The 20,758-nt window shown below is 47.9% G+C and carries 16 protein-coding genes; 11 read left to right on the forward strand and 5 right to left on the reverse strand.

All coding sequences use genetic code 11. From position 1 onward, the window contains the following. Positions 1 to 25 precede the first annotated feature (25 nt). Together trmA and ACN0T0_RS00175 are read left to right on the forward strand one after the other, a co-directional pair. Positions 26 to 1,120 carry a tRNA (uridine(54)-C5)-methyltransferase TrmA gene (trmA, locus tag ACN0T0_RS00170; protein WP_417221876.1) on the forward strand — a complete coding sequence of 365 codons (1,095 nt, stop codon included), beginning with the start codon at positions 26 to 28 and terminating at the stop codon, positions 1,118 to 1,120. A gap of 219 nt (positions 1,121 to 1,339) precedes the next feature. Next, positions 1,340 to 4,792, forward strand: coding sequence for an acyl-[ACP]--phospholipid O-acyltransferase (locus ACN0T0_RS00175; protein WP_417221877.1), 3,453 nt, complete (start codon positions 1,340 to 1,342; stop codon positions 4,790 to 4,792). 77 nt (positions 4,793 to 4,869) lie between these two features. Here the strand turns inward: ACN0T0_RS00175 and ACN0T0_RS00180 are convergent, their stop codons facing one another. The 3 genes from ACN0T0_RS00180 to ACN0T0_RS00190 all read right to left on the reverse strand — a co-directional run bounded on the left by ACN0T0_RS00180 (position 4,870) and on the right by ACN0T0_RS00190 (position 9,988). Then, a complete protein-coding gene (locus tag ACN0T0_RS00180) occupies positions 4,870 to 6,792 on the reverse strand; it encodes an FAD-dependent monooxygenase (protein WP_417221878.1) in 1,923 nt (640 codons plus the stop codon). A 292-nt stretch (positions 6,793 to 7,084) separates the two neighbouring features. Continuing rightward, positions 7,085 to 8,932, reverse strand: coding sequence for a monovalent cation:proton antiporter-2 (CPA2) family protein (locus tag ACN0T0_RS00185; protein ID WP_417221879.1), 1,848 nt, complete (start codon positions 8,930 to 8,932; stop codon positions 7,085 to 7,087). A 531-nt stretch (positions 8,933 to 9,463) separates the two neighbouring features. Further along, complete coding sequence (locus ACN0T0_RS00190) at positions 9,464 to 9,988, reverse strand: lactoylglutathione lyase family protein (RefSeq protein WP_417221880.1); 525 nt, start codon at positions 9,986 to 9,988, stop codon at positions 9,464 to 9,466. A 148-nt stretch (positions 9,989 to 10,136) separates the two neighbouring features. On the opposite strand from ACN0T0_RS00190, the gene ACN0T0_RS00195 reads away from it, so the two are divergent. Further along, positions 10,137 to 10,979 carry a LysR family transcriptional regulator gene (locus tag ACN0T0_RS00195; RefSeq protein WP_417221881.1) on the forward strand — a complete coding sequence of 281 codons (843 nt, stop codon included), beginning with the start codon at positions 10,137 to 10,139 and terminating at the stop codon, positions 10,977 to 10,979. A gap of 50 nt (positions 10,980 to 11,029) precedes the next feature. Here ACN0T0_RS00195 and ACN0T0_RS00200 read toward each other — a convergent pair whose 3' ends face one another. Further along, positions 11,030 to 12,799, reverse strand: coding sequence for a diguanylate cyclase (locus ACN0T0_RS00200; protein ID WP_417221882.1), 1,770 nt, complete (start codon positions 12,797 to 12,799; stop codon positions 11,030 to 11,032). A gap of 440 nt (positions 12,800 to 13,239) precedes the next feature. Here ACN0T0_RS00200 and apbC point away from each other — a divergent pair, with 440 nt between their 5' ends. The 4 genes from apbC (at position 13,240) to ACN0T0_RS00220 (ending at position 16,595) form a co-directional block, all read left to right on the forward strand. Beyond that, positions 13,240 to 14,052: an iron-sulfur cluster carrier protein ApbC gene (gene apbC, locus ACN0T0_RS00205; RefSeq protein ID WP_417221883.1), complete on the forward strand. Its 813-nt coding sequence runs from the start codon at positions 13,240 to 13,242 to the stop codon at positions 14,050 to 14,052. A gap of 142 nt (positions 14,053 to 14,194) precedes the next feature. Continuing rightward, positions 14,195 to 14,761: a dCTP deaminase gene (gene dcd, locus ACN0T0_RS00210; RefSeq protein ID WP_417221884.1), complete on the forward strand. Its 567-nt coding sequence runs from the start codon at positions 14,195 to 14,197 to the stop codon at positions 14,759 to 14,761. Then, positions 14,758 to 15,399: a hypothetical protein gene (locus ACN0T0_RS00215; protein WP_417221885.1), complete on the forward strand. Its 642-nt coding sequence runs from the start codon at positions 14,758 to 14,760 to the stop codon at positions 15,397 to 15,399. Before dcd ends, ACN0T0_RS00215 begins: the two co-directional genes overlap by 4 nt. 395 nt (positions 15,400 to 15,794) lie before the next feature. Next, the gene (locus ACN0T0_RS00220) at positions 15,795 to 16,595 is read left to right on the forward strand and encodes a hypothetical protein (protein WP_417221887.1); all 801 of its coding nucleotides are present in this window, start codon (positions 15,795 to 15,797) and stop codon (positions 16,593 to 16,595) included. 29 nt (positions 16,596 to 16,624) lie between these two features. Here ACN0T0_RS00220 and ACN0T0_RS00225 read toward each other — a convergent pair whose 3' ends face one another. Continuing rightward, entirely contained in the window at positions 16,625 to 17,119 is a 495-nt protein-coding gene (locus ACN0T0_RS00225) for a MarR family winged helix-turn-helix transcriptional regulator (RefSeq protein ID WP_417221889.1), read from the reverse strand. 289 nt (positions 17,120 to 17,408) lie between these two features. On the opposite strand from ACN0T0_RS00225, the gene ectA reads away from it, so the two are divergent. From ectA to thpD, 4 genes are all read left to right on the forward strand, one after another. Next, positions 17,409 to 17,903 (forward strand): diaminobutyrate acetyltransferase, encoded by a 495-nt coding sequence (ectA, locus tag ACN0T0_RS00230; protein WP_417221890.1) that lies wholly within the window; start codon positions 17,409 to 17,411, stop codon positions 17,901 to 17,903. A gap of 66 nt (positions 17,904 to 17,969) precedes the next feature. After that, positions 17,970 to 19,277, forward strand: coding sequence for a diaminobutyrate--2-oxoglutarate transaminase (ectB, locus tag ACN0T0_RS00235; protein WP_417221891.1), 1,308 nt, complete (start codon positions 17,970 to 17,972; stop codon positions 19,275 to 19,277). Positions 19,278 to 19,419: 142 nt separating this feature from the next. Then, positions 19,420 to 19,824, forward strand: coding sequence for an ectoine synthase (locus ACN0T0_RS00240; protein ID WP_417221892.1), 405 nt, complete (start codon positions 19,420 to 19,422; stop codon positions 19,822 to 19,824). A gap of 17 nt (positions 19,825 to 19,841) precedes the next feature. After that, entirely contained in the window at positions 19,842 to 20,738 is an 897-nt protein-coding gene (gene thpD, locus ACN0T0_RS00245) for an ectoine hydroxylase (RefSeq protein ID WP_417221893.1), read from the forward strand. Positions 20,739 to 20,758 lie beyond the last annotated feature (20 nt).

Genomic DNA, 20,758 nt, shown 5'->3' on the forward strand with positions numbered 1-20,758 from the left:
CCCCTTACATTCTATCGAGGTTTAGATGGCGCTGCCTGTTGTTGATCCGTCCCGCTATGATGCTCAGCTGAGCGAAAAGAAAGCTGAAATCGAACAGCAGTTTAGCGATTTTTGTCCGCCTGATATCGAACTGTTTGAATCCGAGAAAACCGCTTATCGTTTGCGCGCCGAATTTCGTGTTTGGCATGAGGGTGATGATCTTTACTACGTGATGTTCCAACCCGGCGATAAGCATCAGCACAGCCGCTTAGAAAGTTGTCCGATGGTGTCTGAACCGATCCAGCAGGTGATGTTTAAGCTGTTGGACTATCTGCGACCGAATGAACTGTTACGCCGTCGTCTGTTTCAGGTGGATTTCCTCAGCACTCTGTCCGGTGAAGTGATTATCAGCTTGCTCTATCACAAACCATTGGATGAGGCCTGGACCGAAGAAGCGAAAAAGTTGAAACAGCATTTTGGCATCCACTTTATTGGTCGTAGCCGTAAAACCAAAATTATATTGGATCAAGATTACGCCATTGAAAAGATGCCCGTGGGTGGTCGTGAGCTGATTTACAAACAGGTTGAAAACAGCTTCACTCAACCGAATGGTGGTGTCTGCATTCAGATGTTGGAGTGGGCGCAGGATGTGACGCGAAACGCGGGTGGTGATCTGGTTGAGTTGTATTGTGGTAATGGCAATTTCACCATGGCGCTAGCGCAAAACTTTGATCAGGTGATCGCCACCGAGATAGCCAAAGTGTCGGTTGAAGCGGCGCAATATAATATCGCCGCCAATCAGGTGGATAACGTTAAGATTCTGCGGATGTCCAGCGAGGAGTTTTCCCAAGCCCTGCAAGGGGTACGTGAATTCCGTCGCCTGAAACAGAGTAAGGTTGACCTGAGTACCTATAATTTTAGTACGGTGTTAGTCGATCCACCGCGCAGCGGGCTGGATGATGAGACCGTTAAACAGGTGGCCGAGTATGACAATATTGTTTATGTTTCCTGTAATCCGGAAACGCTGCATAATAATTTGCAACAATTGACCCAGACCCATGAGTTGCAACGTTTTGCGATCTTCGATCAGTTTCCCTATACCCACCACCTCGAGTGCGGTGTTTATCTGACCCGGAAATAATGGTCTGATCCTGCTTAAATACTCCTTGGGTGCTCTGAACTCACCCAAGGGTATTATATTTCAATACTCCTTCTGCATAGATAGCGTTATTAGCGTGATAAAAAGATACTTCCGGAATCATTTTAACGGGAGGTAGTGTTATGCTCAGTTTAACTTCAGCGCCGGTTGTCATCGCATCGGTATGGTCCGTCACTGCTTCGTTCTGTCAAGGAGAGTAGGATGTCAGCACTTCTTCGTATCAATGGTTTTCTGGCATTTATTGCCATTGCCTTTATCAATGCGTTTGTCGATCTTGGGCATAAAATCATTATTCAAAATACGTTGTTTAAAGCGTATGACGGTGATCTACAGATTGTCTTGACCGCTGTGGTTAATGGTTTGATTTTGCTCCCCTTTATTATGCTGTTCACCCCGGCGGGGTTTTTGGCCGATAAATACCCTAAAAATCGGGTGATGAGATTTTCCGCTTGGGCGGCGGTCGGTGCCACGCTGCTAATAACGCTCTGTTATTTTCAAGGTTGGTTTTTATCCGCCTTTGCGTTGACCTTTGTGTTGGCGCTGCAAAGCGCTTTTTACTCCCCGGCTAAATATGGTTTTATCCGCGAACTGGTGGGCGAAGAAAATATTACCGAAGGGAATGGTTGGGTTCAGGCGGTCACCATGGTGGCTATCCTTTCCGGCATTGCCGTGTTTTCGTTGCTGTTTGAGATACGGGTTGAGGGGGCTTTTCAGCTATCGCCTGAAGAGAGTTTACGTAAGATCGCCCCGTTAGGATGGTTGTTGGTGCTGGGCGCTATCGGTGAGTTGCTCTTAGCGTATCGTTTGCCTAAAACCCGGGAGACCGATGATCAGTTAAATTATGATTGGCAGGCTTACCGTACTGGTAAGACGTTGCGCCAGAATGTCTCAGGTATCTATCATAATCGCACTATCTGGTTGTCTATTGTTGGTGTCTCGTTGTTTTGGTCGGTCAGCCAAGTGATGTTGGCGGTGTTTCCTGCGGTGGCGGAAGCTCATCATGGGATTCATAACACCTTTGTGATTCAGGGCACGATGGCGCTAGCGGGCGTTGGTATTATGGCTGGCTCCGTGCTGGCGGGTCGTTGGTCACCTCACTATATCAATATTGGTCTGATCCCTTTGGGCGCGGTAGGTATTGCCACCGGCTTGGTGTTGTTACCGCAAGCGGCATCGGTCTATTCTCAGGGCGGTATTTTTTTCCTGATCGGCCTGAGCGGCGCGCTGCTGAATGTCCCGCTGCAATCACTGATTCAATTTAATGCGGGTCAAAAAGAAACCGGTAAAGTATTAGCGGGCAGTAACTTTATTCAAAATATCGCCATGCTCGGTTTTCTCGGTTTAACCGTGTTATTTGCCTGGGCGGGCATCGATGGTTTGTGGCTGCTTTGGTTGCTGGCCTTTATTGCTGTGATCGGTGCGCTCTGCGCGATTCGGATGCTACCGCAAGCATTGGTGCGAGTGCTGGTGGCCGGGTTGATTAAGCGTAAATATAACCTGCAGGTATTAGGGTTTGAGAACCTGCCCCGTTCTGGACAAGGGGTACTCTTATTGGGCAATCACATTAGTTGGTTGGATTGGGCGATGATTCAGATGGCTTGCCCACGCCATATTCATTTTGTGATGGAGCGTTCAATCTATGAGCGCTGGTATCTGAAATGGTTTTTATCGATGTATAAAGTGGTGCCTATCTCTAAGGGCAAAAGCCGCGAAGCATTGAACAGTGTCAGAGACCTGATTAGTGCGGGGCATGTGGTCTGCCTCTTCCCTGAGGGGGCGATCAGTTATACCGGTCAGATCGGTGAGTTTAAGCGGGGTTTTGAGCACGCTTGTGAAGGGGCGAACGGGGTCATTGTACCGTTTTATCTTCGGGGCTTATGGGGCAGTCGCTTTTCTCGCTCTACCGATAAGATGAAAACCATTCGCCGTGGTGGATTGAAGCGTGATGTGATCGTTGCTTACGGTCAGCCGATGCCGGTTAGCAGTAATGCTTCAGAGGTTAAAAAGAAAGTCACAGAACTATCGATTCATACATGGGAGCGTTATACCCAGACCCTGAAACCGATACCCCAGAGCTTTATTCAGACGGCTAAGTCGCAGTTGTCTGATATGGCCATTACCGATGTGCAGGGTGAACCACTTAGCTATCGACGTTTGTTAACCGCCGTGGTGTTGTTTAGTCGACGTCTCAAAAAGACACCGGGGCAGCGGTTGGGATTATTACTGCCGACCTCGAGTGCCGGTGCCATTGCTAACCTCGCCGGGTTATTTGCCGGACGGACACTGGTTAACCTGAACTTTACCGCCAGTGAGGCGGCTCAACTGGCTGCCTTGGAGCAGGCTGAGGTTAGTACTATTCTGACGGCACATAAGTTTGTGGCTAAGCTGAAGGCCCGTGGTATCGATCCTGAACCGCTGTTTGCTGGGCGTCGGGTAATCTACATGGAAGAGGTTAAAGAGGCGATTGGCAAAACTGAAGCACTGCTAACCATGGGGTTGCTGAGCTTTCTTCCTACCTCTTTTCTACAGGGTTGGTTAGGTGCCGGGCGTCGAGTTGAAGATACCGCCGCGATTATGTTTTCGTCCGGCAGTGAGGGCGCGCCGAAGGGTGTTATGCTGAGTCATCGGAATATTTTGGCTAATCTGCGTCAGATTGCCGATGTGCTGAATGTGCGTGATGATGACTGCATTATGGCGACATTGCCGCTGTTCCACGCATTTGGTCTGACAGTCACTACCTTTATGCCATTGATTGAAGGGATACCGGTGGTGTGTCACCCGGATCCAACCGATGGTTACAATATCGGTAAAGGGGTGGCTAAATACCGGGCGACGATGATCTGTGCTACTTCGACGTTTTTACGGCTCTATACCCGTACTAAAAAGCTTCATCCGTTGATGTTCCAGTCTATTCGCGTGGCGGTTGCTGGTGCGGAGCGGCTTGATCCTGCGGTGCAGCAAGCCTTTGAAACACGTTTTCGGGTGCCGGTGGTTGAGGGCTATGGTTCGACGGAGACAACCCCGGTGGCCAGTGTTAATTTGCCGGATCACCTTTCTGTCGATGGCTGGTTTTTACAGGTGGGTACCCGTCCCGGGACGGTAGGCTTGGCGTTACCGGGGTCGACTTTTAGGATTGTTGATCCCGAGACGTTGGCGGAGTTACCGACCGGTGAGGATGGTCTGATTCTGATCGGTGGCACTCAGATTATGCAGGGCTACCTTAATAACCCAACCAAAACCGCAGAGGTTATTGTCGAGTTGGACGGGCTGCGTTGGTATAAGAGCGGAGATAAGGGTCACCTCGATGAGGATGGTTTTTTGACCATTGTTGATCGCTATTCTCGCTTTGCCAAACTCGGTGGCGAGATGGTCAGCCTGGGGGCGGTCGAACTTGAGATTCGCAAGCACCTTGAGCAAGATGATGCGGGGCTGGTGGCGATTAATATGCCGGATGAGCGTAAAGGCGAGCAGGTGGTGTTGTTAGTGGATGCGGATATCGAGGTTGACACTTTCCGCCGAGTCTTGGTTAGTCAGGTTGCACCGTTGATGCTGCCGACCAAGGTCTTTCGGGTTGATCAGGTGCCGCTGTTGGGCAGCGGTAAAACGGATTATCCCGCTGCACGTCTAATGGCCGAGCAACTGATGCAAGCTTGATGGTTTATCGCGCCTCCGAAAAGAGTTCTTTTTAGAGGCGCTGTCATCTTTCTTGGCTTTGGTCAGGTTAAATTGCTTTATGCCAGCATAAATTCAGCAAAAAATGCACTCAACTCTTCAGTCGCATTGAGGGGTAATATCGTCGCAATATGCTGGTCGGGTCGCACTACAACCATGCAACCACTGGTGCGGTCGATACCTCGTTGAGAAAAAATATCGCTGTCTTGTTTGGCATGAAAGACCTTTTCATAATCTCTGAGTCCGTATTTTCCTTTGGTAGGCCAGAGATAATCTGGTAGGTCTTCAATTGACAGGTCTTGTTGTTGAAACACGCCATAGACATCAATGACTGCGTCGATATCGGCATTATCTTGGGTGTATTTTTTAACCGGCGAGGTGACCGAAGACTCGAGGAACTGTACCAACTGATAGACGTCTGATGCTCTATCGGTAGGGTTTTGTTGATTGCCAAAGATAAAGATACGCCAGCGACCATCGGCTTTATTGAGATGACCTAAGTGCTGTGGGCGACCGTCGGTTAGTCGTATAGCTTCGGCGGAATGGAAGCGCTGACCAATCGTAAATCCTGTTGCGAGGTGTTGATGTTCAGTGCCGCTGCAGATAAATGAAGGATTATATTGGATTGAGGTGCCGGCAATAAAACCATTCTGGCGGGCTATAAATTTCTCGATATCAGCTGTATTGGTTTTCACTTGGGTATCTTTCTGCGCGCTTGGGCGGGTTGCTACCAGCGCTGACATCTGCCGATCTGCTTCAATCAGATGTTGAGCGATTTTCCGGCGCTCTGATGAATAAGTCTGCAGTAGTTTTGCATCACTTTGGCCACGCAATACCGCTGCCAGTTTCCAGCCAAGATTAAAGGTGTCGGGCAGGGAGGTATTTAAACCCCATCCCCCTTTTGGACTGTGGGTATGACAGGCATCACCGGCAACAAAGGCACGGGGAATCAGTCCTTCTGGGTTACCTGCCGGGGTATTATCAAACCGGTCCGCGACCCGTTGGCCAACCTCGTAGATCGACCACCAAGCAACCTCTTTCACATCCACTTTATAAGGGCTCATGATCAGTTGCGCCTTGGCGATAATATCATCAACGTTGAGTTCTAGATTGGAGGCTCTTTGATCTTTGTCCAATAGGTCGAGCTCGACATAGAGTCTGACGAGATAACCCCCTTCTCGGGGGATCAGCATCACCGCGCCATTGTCTTTCGATTGTATAAAGCTCTTCACCCGGATGTCGGGGAAGTCGGTGACTAATAAAACATCCATCACTCCCCATGCCTTATTGGCGGAATCACCTTCCAATACAATCGACAGATTTTTGCGCACAGCGCTTCTTGCACCATCACAGCCGACTACATAGCGTGCCCTGATGGTTTCGACCTTGGCAGGCTGGGCGTCAACGCGTTCAAAGCTGGCCGTAATCGGATAAGCATTAAGGTCTTGGGTTAGCTCAGAATCGACTTCGAGCGTTAATAGTTGGCGGTTGTAGTGGGGCACGAGATGAGTTACTGATTGCGCCATACCTTCCAGTAAGATGTCATGAAGCCGAGCCTGGTTAACAACGCTATGGGTGAACTCAGAGAGCCCAAGTCGGGCATCGGCGACTTTGTGGGTACGCTTTATGTGGTTGGGTTGTTCGTTGTCGGGTTCCCAGAAGGCATTTTGATGGAGTTGGTAAGCTTCTTTAACCAGCATCTCGCTGCTATTAAAGGCTTCCATAATCTCCATCGTTCGGCAGGATATTCCATCGGCTTGGCCAAAGAGCATTGGGCCCGGTTTCTGTTCAACGATGCAGGTTTTGATATCACCGAAAGCGGCCAGCTGCCGTGCTAACGCTAACCCTGCGGGGCCACAGCCGACAATTAATACATCCACCTCGCTAGGTAGATCGACTATCGGTGCTAGGCTGGCGGGTTCTCGTGCGGCATCGGGAATTTGGTGGTTGCCGGGTTTAAAACCATTGAGATGATACTGCATCACTTAATCCTCTTCGCATGTTTGCGGGGTCTTATTGTCGTTATCAACCTGTGCTTGACACGAATAGACTACGTGGATTGAGGTCGTGAGTTTGTCCCCTAAAAATGGGGACTCTAGCATGAAGGGCGGTAAAGGGTTTTGGTGAATGGTATGCTATTAAAGTGACAGGGGATCTTCAGTGGCGATTGTTGGTCATCATTAGCGCATAAGATTGTCACCCCCCTGTCTATGGTTTGATAGCGTCTGTTATCGACGTGGCCTATCAGGTTCAATTGATGGGCCTGAACAGATTTCACTTATCCTGAAGCTGCTCTTTCATGGCCGCTTGCATCTCTTTTTCGAGTGAGATAAACAGTTCGATATAGTTATTAACCAGATGGCTTTCTTTCTTGGCATCAATGGACGCTTTTAGTAGGTCTTTATGATGTTGTTGCTCGGTCTGGTAATACACGGATTTCGCTTTTTCGGCGGTACTCTGTGAAAAGCCTAATACCTGTAATGATGTTTTGCTCATTTCTAAGGCTGTAAAATAGGATTCAATAAAGACATGATCTGCGCCGGCCTCTTCGAGGGCATAGGCATGACCACGATCGTAAGCGCGTGCAATGATCGGTAGGTTTGGGTGAAACTGTTTCACATGTTTAACCAATGGTAAAACACGCTCTTTGTCATCGATGGCTATGACGAACAGCGACGCTTCATCGAGCCCTGCGGTGTATAGCAGTGCAGAGTCGGTGGCATCACCATAGTAGGCATGCATGCCGATTTTTTTCACTCGATCAATAACCGTGGTCGATTGGTCAATAACCGTGGTTTCAAAGCCGTTGGCCGTTAATAAACGATTGATTACCTGACCGAAGCGGCCAATGCCTGCAATGATGACTTGGCCTTTTTTATCGATACTATCGGCTTCTTTCGATTGCTGACTGATTAGATACTTAGGAGTAATAACCCTGTCATATAAGATGAATAGTAGCGGGGTTAAAAACATAGAAAGGGTGATCACCGGCGATAGAATGGCGATCCATTCGTTAGGGAGTGCCTGACTCTGTGATGACACACTGAGTACGACAAAGCCAAATTCACCCGCTTGTGCCAAGCTTAACGTTAGTAACCAACCATCTGCTTTTCTAATACTGAAAATAATCGCTAAGCACAATAATACCGCGGCTTTTATGATGATAACGCCAAGGGTTAAGCTGCTGATAAGCCAAAAGTTCTCCGCAATAACGGCGAAGCTAATACCCGCCCCCACGGTGATGAAAAACAACCCCAGCAATAAACCTTTAAAGGGTTGGATATTACTCTCCAGCTCGTGGCGAAACTCGCTATTAGCTAACACGACCCCGGCTAAAAATGTCCCTAGGGCAGGTGACAGACCAACCAAACTCATTAAAGCGGCAATGGCGATAACCAGTAATAATGCGGTGGCGGTATATATTTCACGTAGCCCGGTATTGGCGACCCAGGTAAATAAGGGCTTCGAAATATAATGGCCGAGGACAATAATTAGGGTAATTGCAAAGGCGATAACGCCGGCATATTGCCAACCGGATAGCTGCTCAACCAATGAAATACTGCTGTGCTCTGAGGCTGATGAGGCAACCTCTGGCATACCAAAATAGGCCGGGATCGCTAAGAGAGGAATGACCGCTAGCATCGGGATAACGGCGATATCTTGAGATAGCAGGATAGAGAATGCGGCCCGGCCACCATCTGTCTTGTTGAGTGATTTCTCCGCAAAGCTCTGCATTACAATGGCGGTTGATGACAACGAGAATATCAGCCCAACCACTAGTGAGGGTTGCCATGGAAACTCTAACGCCATCCCCAATAGAGTGATCGCGAGGGTGGTTAAACTAATTTGTAAACCGCCCAAACTAATGAGCCGATTTTTCATATTCCATAATGCTTTCGGTGAAAGCTCTAGGCCCACAACAAAGAGCATCATTACGACACCAAACTCAGCGAAATGCTGAATAGTGGTTGTTTCGTCGCCGACTAATCCGGTAATGGGGCCGATGATGACACCAGCGATGAGGTAACCGAGCACCGAACCTAACCCCAGTCTTTTGGCGAGTGGCACACAGATGACTGCAACTAAGAGATAGATAGCGGCTTGGATAAAGTAGGTCGTCATAATGAATTCTTTTTGGTTCAAAAGTCTTATTGTTAGCGATAGTGCTGCTAGTACAGCAAGTCTGGATGCGTTAATAAGCTAAATATTGGCTGATGTGGGCACGGATTAGTATGCCATTTTTCGAGTGGTGTTATCGAGAAAATAGTAGCGATGCACAGCTGTTATTTCAGTGGTTGGGGCTAGGGTTCAATGGTTAGCATCAAGCAAGCGAATCGTTCACCGCTACTAGTACTTCACCGTTCACATGAATTACTTTTTCAATACACGGGAGAGTGCCACGTTAGGTAGGCGGTCAGGTTGTCTACAGATCAGCGTTATCGTGATATAGGGTGAGGTTTATAGCGCTAGCGGTATGTCAAAATACAGCTGTATAACGGCGGGTGAATATTAGATCCTTTATCTAATCGCGTTGGGGGTTAAACACTATTTTCTGGTGATAAATTGACAGTCATTATTGAAGCAAAGCGGCAGCGATGAACTGAGTCAGCGTTATCGCTGCCGCTGTTGTCGTAAGGATGTTTGGATTAGGGATTAGTTGTAGGCACCTGAGGCATAGTGCAGTTCGTAACTATGGCTGTAAATTTCTAGAATATTGCCGAACGGGTCTTCCATATAGATCATCCGGTAAGGCTTTTCACCGGGGTAGTAATAACGTGGTTTTGCCATGCGTTTTTTGCCACCGGCGGCGACAATTTTGTCTGCTAGGCCTTCAACGTCAGGGTCTTGCACGCAGAAGTGAAATACGCCGGTTTTCCAGTATTCAAAATTATCTTCAGGGTTTTGCTGGTTTTTAAATTGGAACAGCTCAACCCCGATGCGATCACCGGTTGATAGGTGGGCAATTCTGAATGATTCCCAGTTGGCTCCAAAGACATCGGTGCACATCTCACCAATGGGACTGTCATCTTCGACGATCAGTGTCGGTTCCATAATGAGATACCAGCCGAGTACCTCGGTATAGAATTTGACAGCCGCCTCTAGGTCAGGGACTGAAATACCTATATGGGAAAAAGTACGCGGGTAGGCGTTAGGTGTGTTAGTGGGTGAATCTTGCATGGTATTCGCTCCAACGCGGTTGATGTGGCTTGGGGGGAGAGTGGGTATAGAAAGAGTGTATAAAACCATGCGATTAATATAAAATTATCATTTATGATTATTTTAATAACTTTATATTATGATTAATCCCGTTTTTCTACGTACCTTCATGAGTCTGGTTCAAACTAAGCATTTCACCCGCACCGCACAAATGTTGCATATGACTCAACCAGGGGTGAGCCAGCATATTAAAAAACTTGAAACCGCGCTGGATAAGCCATTGTTGAATCGTTATGGCAAAACATTTGAGCTAACGCCGGCGGGGGAGCGCTTGTATCAGTTTGGCTTACAGCAGGCGGATGCCGAGGCTGAATTAGTGAGTGCACTGGCTAATGATGACCAGTATCGAGGGGCGTGCAAGGTCGCTTGTTCGGGTTCTATGGCCATGCAGCTTTACCCTCAGTTACTTGAGTTACAAAAGCAATATCCGGCCATTACTGTGAATATTGAGGCGGCACCTAATACGGCCATTATTGAACGTATTCAAAAAAATCGTTCAGATATTGGCATTGTGACGCAATTAATTGCTGAACCCACATTAGAGCAGCAGGTGCTGGGTGAGGACTCGCTTTGCTTAGTGCTGCCTGTAGGGGTTGATGCTAATTGGGAGACATTGCTGCAGTTGGGGTTTATTGATCATCCCGACGGGCAGCATTACGCCACACAAGTGTTGCAGGCGAACTTTCCTGAGTTATATCAAGGCATCGAAAAGATCGCGACATCGGGCTATATTAATCAGCTCAGTCAGATTTTGCTGCCGGTGTCGCAGGGGTTAGGTTTTTCGGTTTTGCCTCGGTCTTCGGTAAAGGCTTTTCCTTATCCCGAGCAAATTCAATTGGCAGCGCTGGCATCACCCGTCAATGAAACGGTGTATCTTATCTATAAAAAACACCGGCCTTTAGCGGCGCGCTATGGGTTAATAAAAAACCTTCTGCTGAGGCTTTGGGCCTAGTTAAGTTTGGCGGCGGCAGGCGTTATTAGCGAGTAGGCAAGGGCTAACTATCAGCTGATTATCTTGTTCCGACCACTATTTTTGGCTTGATAGAGTTTTCTGTCGGCTTGTTCAATCAGATCATCTGCAGACAACGATGAACCTGCATCTACATGTACTACGCCAAAGCTCATAGTGATGTGCTGGTTCTTAATTACTGGGTGGGTCTTGAAGTTCTCTTGGATACTGTTGAGCCGGCTCATGACCTGAGTAACATCGGTATTAATGAATACCATGATGAACTCTTCACCGCCGTAGCGGGCAACAATATCGACAGATGCTCGTGTGTTATTTCTTAGGTTTGTGGCAACGGCCACTAAGGCAATATCACCGGCGGTGTGGCCAAACTCATCGTTAATGCGCTTAAAGTGGTCAATATCACATAAGACAAAGGTGATTTGCTGGTGGGATTGTTGAGCTTTGTTCAAGGCGAGTTCCAATATCTGGTTAAACCCTCGTCTGTTGTATAGCTGTGTTAATTCATCGGTTAGCGAGTTCTCGAGTAGAGAATCATTTTCGTCCTGTAAAACAGATGTTCTTTCCGCCACTTTTTTCTCTAGGTTTTGCATGATGTCGGAAAGGGTATCGGCCATTGAACTGAGTCCTTGGCTGAGGGAGTTGATCTCACTCACGTGACTCAGAGGATGAGGTAACAGCTGAATACTTTTTATATTCTTGCTGTTAGCGGCTTGATTGAGCACCTGTATCGGTTTGCCGATATACCAAGCGATCAGTGAGCCGAGTAAGCCTATGCAGATAAACAGTGCCAAGGTAATGATAATCGTACTTTGAGTGTAGTCCGTTAATAAACTCTTATGATAAGCGCTAGGGATGAGAATCCCGATGAGCCAGTTTTTACCATACTTGAGCGAAATCGAGCGGACGAAATATAAATATTCCTGTCCGTTATCGCTGAATTTGTGAGTGCCTGGGGTTAAGGTTTGGCTCGCCAACTGTAAGGTTGTGTTCGGATGATTGTTGAGGTTAACACGGTGGGTAACTCCATCTGCTTTGCGATACAACTCGCCCTGTTCTGAGGTGGCGATTAACGCACCATCCTCTTCGGCTAAAAAGAGGTAAGCCCCTTCGACTAGTTCGAGCGATTCAAGGTATTTATCGAGTTCAATTAACGCGATGCTTGTCGCTGTTACCCCTAAAAGGGTGCCCTGCTGATCATATATGGGCGCAGATAAGCCGATGCCGAGGGTTGGATAACCATAATAAGGATGAATATCACTCCAGGTCATTTTATTTTCTTTTATGGCGTCCTTATAAAAAGGTCTTCCCCGTGGGTCGTAACTAAAGGTAGCATCGGACAGTATCTTCGGGCCAATAAAGTTGACTGGATCGTACTCAAAACCTTCCATTGTCAGTGGTTTGTTAATGAAGTTGGCGGCGATATTGTGCTTGCCGCTGATGGTCGGGTCTTGTGCCGAGGCCAGGTAGCGGCCATCGGCGGTTGCCGTGGAGATAAAGGTCATCTGATTGTAAGGCGTGGCTTGTTCGTAAAACCGATCGGCAATCTGGGTTAGGTCATCAAGCAGTTCTGGGCGGTGAGAAAAGGCGTTGAGGTTAAGCTCGACAATACCGCTTAACGGTGCCATGAAGTCTTGAACGCGATCATAAATTCGGTTTTCGACCTCTTTGATATATTGGGCGCCGACACTGGTGGCAATATTTGAAATAGTGACGGTGGATACAAAGTACATCGTTATACCCGATATCAATGCAAGCACGACGAACGGGGTGACGATCAACCAGCGTAATGGAACAGACTTCATCTACGGTTTTCTCATTTTATAGGTGTCGCCTCAACACATGCCCGACCAACAATTGGTTGGTGATGGCTTTAACTATAGTCATTAATCAATGACAAATCTGTTGCTGATGGCTAAATTCATGATAAATCAGCTGTTTACTACCCATAATGACAGCGTGGTTTAATGTGAATCGTTTTGGCTGTGCTACAGCGCCCTCGCTGGCTTTCCCCGGAAGCTATCGGCATCGTAATGGTGATAAAACCCCGCTTCGATGTTATGAGTAATTGTCTGCATCCACATGGTGTGACCTTCATCATTGCAAGGGATAAAATCGCTTTCTACCATCAACGAGAACTTCTAGCATCATTGGAGTTATGGGCTACTTTAAGGCATAATTCCTACTAAATTGGTTGGTTATTATTGAGCGGTAATCGGTACGACCGCTGTTTGGGGTATTTCTAATGCAGAATGTAAAAAATATAGTGGCGGTTGCATCAGGTAAAGGCGGTGTTGGTAAGTCGACTACAACGGTTAATTTGGCGCTGGCGATGGCGGCTGAAGGTTATCGTGTCGGTGTGCTGGATGCGGATATTTACGGTCCGAGTATGGGGACGATGTTAGGTGTACCGCCGGGCACACGGCCTGAACCGGTCGGTGAAAAAGCGATGAAACCGTTGATCGCACACGGTGTGGAAGTGATGTCTATTGCGTTTCTGATTGATGAGACACAGCCGATGGTTTGGCGTGGGCCGATGGCCAGCGGTGCCTTGCAACAGTTGCTAACGCAGACCGAGTGGAGTGATCTGGATTATCTGTTTGTTGATATGCCACCGGGTACGGGTGATATTCAACTGACTCTGTCACAGAAAGTGCCGGTGAGCGGAGCAGTGATCGTCACGACACCACAAGATATTGCGTTGTTGGATGCTCGTAAAGGGATCGAAATGTTCCGTAAGGTTGATATCCCAGTATTGGGTATTGTTGAAAATATGAGTGTGCATATCTGTAGCCAGTGTGGCCATACCGAAGCTATTTTTGGCAGCGGCGGCGGTGAAGAGTTGTCGCGAACTTATGATGCACCCTTGTTGGGACAGTTACCGCTTAAAATGTCGATTCGCGAAGCAGTTGATGGTGGTGTTCCTACGTTGGTGGCAGACCCTCAGGGCGCTGAGTCTCAGATTTATCGTGCGACGGCGCGTCAGGTTGTTGAGGCGTTGAAGGCACGCAGTGGTGCACAACAGGCGATGCCGAATATCTCGATCAATCAGGACTAATATATAGCCAGCTGACGCCGTCGTATTGGATGGCGTGTAGGCTACCGGCCAACCGCATTTTTTTTGTAAAAGTGCGGTTTTTTTTGAGCAAAAACGATATTATGTGCGGCCGCACAATTAACATACAACTGGAACTGAAAAGATGGGTATCAAATCTGACAGCTGGATTCGTCGTAGGTCTTTGGAACAGCGCATGATCGAGCCTTTTGAGCCGGGTCAGGTACGTCGCCGCGGTGATGAACGACTGATCTCTTATGGCACGTCTAGTTATGGTTATGATGTTCGTTGTGCCGATGAATTTAAGATTTTCACTAATATCAACTCCTCTATTGTCGATCCGAAAAATTTCGATGATGGGAGCTTTGTTGATGTCCAATCAGATGTTTGTATTATCCCGCCGAACTCCTTTGCGTTAGCGCGCACGGTTGAGTATTTTCGGATTCCTCGGGATGTATTGACTATTTGTCTGGGTAAAAGCACCTATGCCCGCTGCGGTATTATTGTCAATGTCACGCCGTTAGAGCCTGAGTGGGAAGGTCATGTGACCCTTGAATTCTCTAATACCACGCCTCTGCCGGCTAGGATCTATGCCAACGAAGGCGTGGCTCAGATGTTGTTCTTAGGGGCGGATGAAGTGTGTGAAACCTCATATAAAGATCGTGATGGTAAGTATCAGGGTCAAACCGGAGTGGTTGTACCGCGTACATGATTGAAGCAAGTAAAAAAATTCAGAGTTTCTGGCAGCAGGTAGAGCAGACAATCGAACGGCTGTTAATCAGTGAATCGGAAAGTCAGTTTGAAAATGAATCCTTGTTGCTGGAATACAGTAAAAGCCTCAGAAACATCGATGCGAATCTAACCTTTCATTTTGAGCGTGAAGAGGGGGAAGGTAATGTTGAGATGGTGTTCGGCTGTGATGGCTATCCTGAATCAATCAGCTCGGTGCTGACCTTGGTGGGGGCGGCGCCGGATATCGGTGGTGTCAGTTTTGTAGCGTTTAATAATCGCTATGATCCCGTGCCTGCGACGGTTAATTTTGGCGATGAGCAGTTTCAATTAGATGAATTCTGGTTTGGCTTTCGGGTTGAATCCGGGCGTTATCATCTGGATATTTATATGCAGGACCTGCCAGTCACGTTGGATATGGAGCCGCGTATTGAAGCGGTGATGATCTATCTGGATGCTTTGATCGGCGAATACGATCTTATGACCCGGGTTTCAACCCTGGACTGGTATGATTTGCCTGTTGACCCGATTGATTATGCGCTGCAGCCTTTATCGGCATTGCGCAGCTGTTTTGATCAGCGGCGTCATCAGATTAGCCCTATCGGGCTAATCTATCATTGAATCGGTGGTGTTAGTTATCCGATAGTATGTAGATGCTCCCTTCTTCGTCATCTTCATCCGCCGCGTTGTTCCAGAGTATCCAGCTAGACATAATGCATCCTCTTCTTATTTTTATCCGTAGAGGTATGGAGTCCGGGCCTGTTGTAAGGAGTCCTGCCTCTTTTTATAGCTTCGGCTGACAAGCGTTAAACATTAGGCTGATATAAATCGCTCCCGTTATTATTGGGCTAGGTTAGGGTATATATCCTATATATCAAGATATGGGGCGCTTTAATAGAGTGTTTACTGGCCTGTTTGCGGGCAGCCAATTCAGTATAGATGAAGGATTAGCTTCTTTGCGAGTTGATCGACTAATATTAAATGATGCTGTGGGCTGCGGCATTATGGAGATAAATATGAGCCAGTTATTAACAACGCTGATATCACAGGTAAGAGCTGACTATCTTGATTTGATGGAGACAGGGGGTGGGCGTTACCCCTATACCACGGCGGAAAAAATCTGTCATGAGCGGCTCTATCTTAATGCTGATGAATTGGCGCGTGTCGTAGCTGAAGATCCAACGCTGCTGGCAGCCCGTCGAGGGGTGTTGGTGGTCAGTGAGAGTGAGCGTGAAAATCCCAGTGTTGGCATGATAATCAGCGCCAATATCGCGGCGGCGATGATGGAAGGGTTGATTGATATAGCGCTAGAGAATGGTTGGCTAGGGTTAGGTGATGATGGGCGACTACAGCTTGATGCTGAAGAGTTATCGTTGCCAGAGCCAGAGGTAACGGAAGTGGATTACAGTACTTCAGATACTGCCCGTGAAAATTTGGTTAAACCGGGTGAGAGTCTATTGACCGGTGTGATGACTCGTGCCGAATCGGCCTATGCCCAGTTGTTGAGTAGTGCTCCACATAATGCGTATAACTTGGCGCTGCAGGTGGCTTCGGAATACTCGCTGTTTGCCCCAGATGATATTGCTCCATTAATACAAGAGAACCCTCTGTTGCTGGGGTTGCGTGGTGATGGCATGGTCGATGAGGTCTTGTTTGAGGGCGATCCACCGGCGGGTATGATTATCAGTGCGCATATCACTCAGATGGTGGTTTCTCAGCTGCTTGAGTTGGCGGTAGAGCAGGGGGCGTTAGGCACCGATAGCAGTGGTCATCCATTGTTGCCGGGGAATGATGCTGGCGAGCCGATTATTCACTGATTTTATAGGACGACGCCGACCGGGTGTCGTCATTTTTTGGCATATTCCTGCTGGGTACGGTCAAGCTCGCCGATATCCAGTAGCGGCGCGGCATCTAGGTGTTGTGCGTTGAGCATAAAGGCGATCCGCTCGAGGCTTGCCACCACCATCGATTGTTCCCAGTTCTGCATATCCTCGAAATTTCTGACAAAAATATCCTGCTGCGTGGTCGGCGCACCTTTCATGAGTTCAGTGCCTTTATCGGTTAGGCTAACCCATACTTTACGTTTGTCATCTTTGCCTCGTTCGCGGGCAACCAATTCTTTTTTTTCCAAACGATCAAGAATGCTGGTGATGGTGGCCTGAGTTAACACCATCTCTTTGGCGAGTTCGCCGCTGGTGAGCTGGGTGTTCTCACGGAGTGTTTGCATGACCATCAACTGTGGTGGTGTCACCCCGGTGCCGCGGCTGATCTCTTTATCTTGCATGTCGGTCGAGCGGATAATCTGACGCAGCAATACCAGTGCCTTCTGGCTGTTTTCCATGGCTTATCTCATGTCAATTTTGGTTGGCTATTCTACGGATATCCACTCCTATAATCTATGGGTTTAGGCGGATTATGAGTGTGAAAGTAAATATAATTAGCATATCTAATTAATGTTTTTGTTTTGTTTGTGTTATATTGGCGCAAATATTACGAAATCAGTGTGTTTTTTGGCTTCTTATGGTGCGTTTTTCATAAAAATAGCGTTGTTTATCTGTTTTCAGTATGTTTTATAATGTAAAAGTAAATTGTAAAGCTAAATAAAAGTAATTCTAAATATTTGAGGATCAATGGATATTGCAAGCGTAATCTTACGCAAACCTGGGGCTGCCGACGGCGACTCCGTTAATACTCTCATTAGTCATATACCCGAATTAGATAGCAACTCCTGTTACTGTAACCTGCTGCAATGTAGCCATTTTTCAGACACCTCTGTGTTGGCTGAAAGTAAGGGTGAAGTCGTCGGTTTCGTGAGTGGATATCAGCAACCGAAAGACCCTTCAGTGCTCTTTATCTGGCAGGTTGCTATCGCACCAAAAGCCCGTGGAATAGGCCTTGCAAGTAATATGCTTCAGGCGCTGCTGGCACGTAAAACCTCTGTCTCTGTCACCCACCTAGAGACTACCATTACGGCTGATAATAGTGCTTCTTGGGCGCTCTTTAACCGACTAGCAGATGATTGTGGCGCGCCACTTGAGCGTTCTCTGATGTTTGATCGCAGCGATCATTTCAACGATAAGCACGATTCCGAGTTCTTGGCACGTATCGGCCCTCTACCGCGCTAATCCTTCGTATAGCGATATAAATTCCTTTTTTGACTAATTAAGTTTTAAATAACTAAGAGTACTGTTATGAAAATTTTTGAACAGATTGAATCTGAAGTTCAGTCCTATGCTCGTTCGTTCCCGCGTATTTTTAACAAGGCGCAAGCCGAATTCCTCTATGATGAAGATGGCAATCGCTATCTCGATTTTCTCGCCGGTGCCGGTACGCTGAACTACGGTCACAACAACCCGCTGTTTAAAGAAAAGTTGCTGGAATATATCCATAGCGATGGTATCACCCATGGTTTAGACCTGCATACCAAAGCAAAAGGCGAATTTCTCGAAGCGTTTAACGAGAAAATTCTGAAGCCGCGCAACTTAGATTATGTCATGCAGTTTACCGGGCCAACCGGAACGAATGCGGTAGAGGCGGCACTGAAATTGGCACGTAACCTGACTGGCCGTGAAAACATTATCAGCTTCACCAATGGTTTCCATGGCGTGACGATGGGTGCGCTGGCCGCAACCGGCAACTCTCATCACCGGGGCGCCGCAGGCGTCAGCTTAAGTGGTGTGAGCCGGATGCCCTATGACGGCTATCTTGGCGATGATATCGATACCACCGTATATCTAGATAAAGTATTGAGCGATTCCAGTAGCGGTATCGATAAGCCGGCGGCGGTTATTGTCGAAACGGTGCAGGGTGAAGGTGGTATTAACGCTGCTAGTTTTGAATGGTTAAGAAACCTAGACCAAGTTTGTAAAAAACATGATGTGCTGCTGATTGTTGATGATATTCAGGCGGGCTGTGGTCGCACCGGTACTTACTTCAGTTTTGAAGAGGCCGGTATTAAACCGGATATCGTCACGCTGTCGAAATCGTTGGGCGGCTATGGTTTACCGTTCGCTGTCGTTTTGTTCCGCCCAGAGCTGGATTTGTGGAAGCCGGGTGAGCACAACGGCACATTCCGAGGTAACAACTTTGCCTTCATCACGGCGACGGCGGCGATCAACAGTTATTGGTCCGATGATACTTTCTCAAAAGAGGTGAAGGAGAAAGGCCGTTATATTTCACAGCGGCTGGAGAGCATTGTTGAAGCCTATGGTAATGGCAACTTTACCACCCGTGGCCGCGGTATGTTTCAGGGCATTAGCTGTGTGAACGGTGAACTGGCAGACAAAATTACCACCATCGCGTTCAAGAATGGTTTGATGATTGAAACCAGCGGTGCCGATGATCAGGTTGTTAAATTGCTCTGCCCGTTGATTATCACCATGGAAAACCTGGCAACGGGTATTGATATTCTTGAGAGCGCGATTCGTGAAGTATGCGCCACAGAAGACCGTATACCGAAGCAAAAAAAGTATTTCGATCCTATCGTGCTGGCAAGCTAAGTCGGGTTTGATGGATTGATGCACTCGGCGTGGATTAGACGCGCCATTGGTTGCTGGCGAAAAGCACTGTGTGAGGGCGCGAGTTGCGCCCGGTCTTGAAGCCTGCAACACACTTACCATAATTGAATAAAAAGGGAATAATATGATCGTTCGTGATTTAGCTGCAGCAGAACAGAGCAATCGCCGCATAGTATCGCCGGATGGCAATTGGGAAAGTACGCGGATGCTGCTGAAAGACGACAATATGGGGTTTTCATTTCATATTACCACCATCTACAAAGGGGCTGATTTTGGTATGCATTATCAGAACCATCTGGAATCGGTGTATTGCGTCTCAGGAGAAGGGGAGATTGAAACTCTAGCCGATGGCAAAGTCTATCCGATTAAAGCGGGCACACTGTATGTGCTGGATAAACATGATAAGCATATTTTACGTGCTTTCGAAGAGATGAAAATGGCCTGTGTGTTTAATCCGCCGCTCAACGGTAAAGAAGTGCATAACGCAGAAGGAGCCTACGAACTGGATGCTGACACTGTTACAGCATGAAAACTGGAGGAGAGAGTATGTTAGCCTCGCAGTCGTTCGAGGACCTTTACCCGTCTCGCCAAGGAGTGCATCAGTTTACCCCACGGCATGAGCCTACGGTGTATGCTCCAAATGACCGCCCGGCGCCAATCGATCGAGAACAGATAGACGCCTATGCTAAGGATGGCTTCGTGGTGCTTGATGATCTATTCTCGGATGTTGAAATACGGATGTTTCAGCAGGAGATGGAGCGCTTAACCACCGGTGCTAAAGCCTCAGGGGAAACCATCACTGAGCCCGGAAGCGGTGAAGTACGCTCGATCTTTCGGATACATGCGCGCAGCGCCTTGTTTAAAAAGTTGGCGGCTGACCCTCGTTTGGCTGAACTAGCCCGTTATATTCTTAACGATGAGGTGTATATCCATCAGTCTCGATTGAACTACAAGCCGGGATTTCGCGGTAAAGAGTTTTATTGGCACTCTGATTTTGAAACCTGGCATGTTGAGGATGGGATGCCTCGGATGCGGGCGCTGAGTATGTCGATCACGCTGACCGAGAACTTTGATTTCAATGGTCCGCTGATGTTGGTGCCGGGATCCCATCGCCAGTTTGCCGCCTGCGCCGGTGAAACACCTGATGATCATTTCAAAGCCTCGTTGAAAAAGCAGGAGTATGGCGTGCCCTCGGATGATCAGCTAAAGCAGTTGATCGGCCGCGGCTCCATCGTTACTGCGAAATGTAAGCCGGGCAGTGTGATTGTGTTTGATTGTAATGTGCTGCACGGTTCCAATGGCAATATTACGCCAGCACCCCGTTCTAATGTGTTTTTTGTATATAACGCGTTGACTAACCGGGTGGGCGAACCATTTTGCCATCAGCCGGCTCGGCCGGAATATATTTGTAGCCGTCAGCATATTGTGCCATTGGCTAACTAGCCGGTCTCTGCAACTTGCGT

Origin of the sequence: Amphritea sp. (genome assembly GCF_048266285.1) — a bacterium.
Classification (GTDB): Bacteria; Pseudomonadota; Gammaproteobacteria; order Pseudomonadales; family Balneatricaceae; genus Amphritea.

Coding starts and splice junctions, on each gene's coding strand:
- dcd (WP_417221884.1), top strand. CDS start 14,195: ATGGGTATCAAATCTGACAGCTGGATTCGTCGTAGGTCTTTGGAACAG.
- ACN0T0_RS00195 (WP_417221881.1), top strand. CDS start 10,137: ATGAGTCTGGTTCAAACTAAGCATTTCACCCGCACCGCACAAATGTTG.
- ectB (WP_417221891.1), top strand. CDS start 17,970: ATGAAAATTTTTGAACAGATTGAATCTGAAGTTCAGTCCTATGCTCGT.
- ACN0T0_RS00200 (WP_417221882.1), bottom strand. CDS start 12,799: ATGAAGTCTGTTCCATTACGCTGGTTGATCGTCACCCCGTTCGTCGTG.
- ACN0T0_RS00240 (WP_417221892.1), top strand. CDS start 19,420: ATGATCGTTCGTGATTTAGCTGCAGCAGAACAGAGCAATCGCCGCATA.
- apbC (WP_417221883.1), top strand. CDS start 13,240: ATGCAGAATGTAAAAAATATAGTGGCGGTTGCATCAGGTAAAGGCGGT.
- ACN0T0_RS00185 (WP_417221879.1), bottom strand. CDS start 8,932: ATGACGACCTACTTTATCCAAGCCGCTATCTATCTCTTAGTTGCAGTC.
- ACN0T0_RS00180 (WP_417221878.1), bottom strand. CDS start 6,792: ATGCAGTATCATCTCAATGGTTTTAAACCCGGCAACCACCAAATTCCC.
- thpD (WP_417221893.1), top strand. CDS start 19,842: ATGTTAGCCTCGCAGTCGTTCGAGGACCTTTACCCGTCTCGCCAAGGA.
- ectA (WP_417221890.1), top strand. CDS start 17,409: ATGGATATTGCAAGCGTAATCTTACGCAAACCTGGGGCTGCCGACGGC.
- ACN0T0_RS00220 (WP_417221887.1), top strand. CDS start 15,795: ATGAGCCAGTTATTAACAACGCTGATATCACAGGTAAGAGCTGACTAT.
- trmA (WP_417221876.1), top strand. CDS start 26: ATGGCGCTGCCTGTTGTTGATCCGTCCCGCTATGATGCTCAGCTGAGC.
- ACN0T0_RS00225 (WP_417221889.1), bottom strand. CDS start 17,119: ATGGAAAACAGCCAGAAGGCACTGGTATTGCTGCGTCAGATTATCCGC.
- ACN0T0_RS00215 (WP_417221885.1), top strand. CDS start 14,758: ATGATTGAAGCAAGTAAAAAAATTCAGAGTTTCTGGCAGCAGGTAGAG.
- ACN0T0_RS00175 (WP_417221877.1), top strand. CDS start 1,340: ATGTCAGCACTTCTTCGTATCAATGGTTTTCTGGCATTTATTGCCATT.
- ACN0T0_RS00190 (WP_417221880.1), bottom strand. CDS start 9,988: ATGCAAGATTCACCCACTAACACACCTAACGCCTACCCGCGTACTTTT.